Here is a 2,937-nt window from a genome sequence, read left to right as displayed (position 1 = left end):
ATGTAGAGTTTATCCTCTATTTAATCCCCTACTTTGTGATTGGACATGATATTTTAAGAAAATCTATTAAGAATATCAGTCATGGTCAGGTATTTGATGAAAACTTCTTAATGGCTGTCGCAACAATCGGGGCTATGTGTCTTGGTGAATATCTTGAAGGTTCTGCCGTTATGGTTTTCTATCAGATTGGTGAATTATTCCAAAGTATTGCGGTTGGTAAGAGTCGTAAGAATATCGCTGCTTTAATGGATATTCGTCCTGATTATGCTAATATCATGGTGGATGGCGAGATTGAAGAAGTAGATCCTGATGATGTAGAGATTGGTAGTGAAATCATTGTTAATCCTGGTGAAAAGGTTCCTATTGATGGAATTATTGTAGAGGGTGATACAACACTAAATACAAGTGCCTTAACAGGTGAAAGTGTGCCTCGTAATGCCCATTGTGGTGATGAAATCTATAGTGGTTCTATTAATATGACAGCACGTATCACAGTTAAAACAACAAAAGAATTTGGTGAATCAACAGTTTCTAAGATTCTTGATCTTGTAGAAAACTCAAGTATGAAGAAATCTAAGACAGAAAACTTTATTACTAAGTTTGCGAAGTATTATACACCTGTTGTATGTTATAGTGCGCTCGCTTTGGCTATTATTCCCCCTATTGTCTTAACTTTTATGGGACAGCCTGCTCATGTCGGTGACTGGATCTTTAGAGCCCTCACATTCTTAGTAATCAGCTGTCCTTGTGCTCTTGTTATTTCTATTCCATTAAGTTTCTTTGGTGGTATTGGATGTGCCAGCAAGAACGGTATTCTTGTAAAGGGTTCTAACTACCTAGAAACATTATCTGATGTTAAATACTTTGTATTTGATAAGACAGGTACATTGACTAAGGGTGTATTTGAAGTGACTGATGTTGTACCTGCAGAAGGTTTTGATAAAGACAACTTACTTGAATATGCTGCTTATGCAGAAAGTGCTTCAACACATCCTATCAGCGTCAGCTTAAAGAAAGCTTATAATCAGAAAATCGATAATACACTTGTAGATCATATTCAGGAAATTGCAGGACATGGTGTAGAAGCAGACTATAATGGTCATCATATTCTTGCAGGTAATGCGAAATTAATGAAATTAAAAAGTATTGATTATAGTGCTTATACAAAGGCTGGTACACTTGTATATGTAGCAGTTGATGACAAATATGCAGGTTGTATTGTGATTTCTGATATTATCAAGGATCATGCTAAAGAAGCTATTAGTGGTTTGAAATCATTAGGGGCTAAGGAAACTGTTATGTTAACAGGTGATAGTGCTTCTACTGCAGAACTTGTAGCCAAGACAATTGGCATTGATACAGTACACAGTGAACTTCTTCCTGCAGATAAGGTAGAAGAAGTAGAAAAGTTGTTAGCTAAGAAATCAGACAAAGAAAAACTTGCCTTTGTTGGTGATGGTATCAATGATGCACCAGTACTCTCTCGTGCTGATATTGGTATTGCGATGGGTGGTCTTGGTAGTGATGCTGCCATTGAAGCAGCAGATGTTGTTTTGATGGATGATGATCCATTAAAGATTTCACTTGCTATGAAGATTTCTACTAAGACATTAAGAATTGTAAAACAGAATATTGTCTTTGCGTTAGCTGTTAAGTTCATCTGTTTAGTATTAGGTGCACTCGGTATTGCGAATATGTGGCTTGCAATATTTGCAGATGTAGGTGTCATGATTCTTGCAGTCATGAACGCAACACGTGCTCTCACAATTCATAATTAAAGGTATCCTCAGGGATGCCTTTTTACATAATGACAATATACTTCTACTATAATGACTTTGTATTGATGGTAAACGTACTTGTGAGTATACTATATTTGAATGGAGATGTTCTATATGACAACAACAAACCTAAATATTCGAACTGATAAAGAAATCAAGGATCAAGCGGAAAAAATATTCAATGAACTTGGTCTAAATATGACAACAGCTGTAAATATTTTCCTGAGAACCGTTATCCGTGAACATGGTATTCCTTTTAAATTAAAACTGGAAGTACCAAATAATACTACAGTTTCTGCCATTGAGGAAGGCAGAAAAATGATGAAGAATCCTTCTTCTCCAAGATATTCTAGTATCGATGCACTTAAAGAAGCATTAGACGTATGAAATACGATATATAGCAAATTAAAAAAGGTGAAAAATATGCTGTTATATATGCATAATCTTCACCTTTTTTTCTATCAACTCATCTAAATGAGTATACCTTTTAGATGATCACACTCATGCTGAATGATCTGTGCTGTAAAACCAGTAAAAGTTTTAATCTTCTTTTTAAATGATTCATCAAAGTAAGACACCTTGATTGTTTCATAACGTTTAACTGACTTTTGTCCTACATGAGATAAACATCCCTCTTCACATTCATGATAGTTACCACTTGTTTTAATGATTTCAGGATTATACATCACATGCATCTTTTCATCTTCCAAAAAGATAATAACTGCTTTATTATAGCCAATCATATTCCCTGCCATACCAACACATTCATGAAGATGTGCTTGAAGTGTATCCTTTAAATCAGTTCCTATATATAAATCTTCTTTCGTCGCTTTTTCTGCCACCTGTGATAAGAAGAAATCATCCTTTACTATTTCTTTAATCATTACTTCGTCCTCCTGAAACTCATTATAACATAAGAAAACAGGCTCATAAGAGCACAATGGCATCAACTTAAGGATTTAAACATCCAAAAAGTTGATGCTTTTTTTAGTTTCGTAGAATAATATGAGGTTTCATTTGTGTTTGGATTTCTACCTCAAAAAAAAGCGCATAGACCCCCATAAAAAATCAGCCCATTTTTAAAAATTGTGTGTTAGAATATACTTGTATATTCTTAACTACGGGGCAACGGTCATGAGAGCAGACTGGTAACGTCTGT

3 protein-coding genes are annotated in these 2,937 nt (G+C 34.9%); 2 read left to right on the top strand and 1 reads right to left on the bottom strand.

All coding sequences use genetic code 11. The annotated features are described in order from the left end of the window. Positions 1-1,778 (top strand): heavy metal translocating P-type ATPase (locus ACT8VG_RS09430; protein WP_444195718.1); only part of this gene is annotated, 1,778 nt, incomplete at its 5' end. Between the two features lie 114 nt (positions 1,779-1,892). After that, the gene (locus tag ACT8VG_RS09425; protein ID WP_117458157.1) at positions 1,893-2,165 is read left to right on the top strand and encodes a type II toxin-antitoxin system RelB/DinJ family antitoxin; all 273 of its coding nucleotides are present in this window, start codon (positions 1,893-1,895) and stop codon (positions 2,163-2,165) included. 83 nt (positions 2,166-2,248) lie between these two features. Here ACT8VG_RS09425 and ACT8VG_RS09420 read toward each other — a convergent pair whose 3' ends face one another. Next, complete coding sequence (locus tag ACT8VG_RS09420) at positions 2,249-2,662, bottom strand: peptide deformylase (protein ID WP_129981777.1); 414 nt, start codon at positions 2,660-2,662, stop codon at positions 2,249-2,251. Between the last annotated feature and the right edge of the window lie 275 nt (positions 2,663-2,937).

It is taken from the genome of Catenibacterium sp. (assembly GCF_052354645.1).
Taxonomy (GTDB): Bacteria; Bacillota_I; Bacilli_A; order Erysipelotrichales; family Coprobacillaceae; genus Catenibacterium; species Catenibacterium mitsuoka_A.
This window is presented reverse-complemented; position numbering and strand designations above follow the sequence as displayed.